Below are 785 nucleotides of genomic sequence, written 5' to 3'. Positions count from 1 at the left end.
AGCTGGAACACGCTTTCGCCTTGCGGGATCTCGATCTGTCATCCTGGTTGTCCCTGCGCCAGGGCCTGCACTTTCTGCAGGGTCTCGGCGGCGCCTCGGAAGTGCGCCGGGATGGAGGTGGAACCTCCATCATCCTCTACATCCCGCGCACCGATGCGGCGACCCTGTTGCCGATCGGTCTGCTGAGCGAGGATGACGCGCTGGACGAGGGCGTGCAGAATCACACGGAAATCCTTGTGGTGGACGACGAGCTCGAGGTCGCGCTCGCGCTGCAATCGACCCTGGAAGAATTCGGCTACGTTACCAGCATCGCGACTGACGCGGCACAGGCCGTGAAAGCCTTGAGCACGCGCAGGCCTGCGCTCGTGCTGGCCGACGTCGCCATGCCCGGGACGATGAGCGGGGTCATGCTGGCGCGCGAAGTGCGGCAGGTCTTCCCGAGCCTGCCCGTGCTTTTGATCACCGGCAATCCCGTCGTCGCCGGCGAGGAAAGCGAGTTCGCGCTGCTCCAGAAGCCCATCGTCAGCCGTGACCTGCACGTTGCGATCCAGCGGCACCTGAACGCGCGGAGCGACAACAAGGTCATCCCGCTGTTTCCGCGCGCATCGAGGCGGGCTCGCTAGAGCGTCGGCTCCGAAAGCGGACACCCCTTTCGGGCTCCATTCGATCGCTGGTCTTTATGCTGGCGCATCGGTCGAGCGGAAAACCGGTCCACTTTTGCGCACGATGCGCTGATCTACCCAGCAAGCGCTGTTGCCGAGAGTGGGGCTGTCGCCTCGCGCGCC

Annotated in this window: 1 protein-coding gene; it reads left to right on the top strand. The window is 65.0% G+C overall.

Annotated elements, in window-relative coordinates:
• Window positions 1–20 precede the first annotated feature (20 nt).
• Window positions 21–623 carry a response regulator gene (locus tag C7G61_RS42935; RefSeq protein WP_190242285.1) on the top strand — a complete coding sequence of 201 codons (603 nt, stop codon included), beginning with the start codon at window positions 21–23 and terminating at the stop codon, window positions 621–623.
• Window positions 624–785: the final 162 nt, after the last annotated feature.

Source organism: Bradyrhizobium algeriense (assembly GCF_003062295.1).
Lineage (GTDB): Bacteria > Pseudomonadota > Alphaproteobacteria > Rhizobiales > Xanthobacteraceae > Bradyrhizobium > Bradyrhizobium algeriense.
The sequence above is the reverse complement of the archived record's forward strand: the minus strand, read 5'-3'. Positions and strand labels throughout refer to the sequence as shown.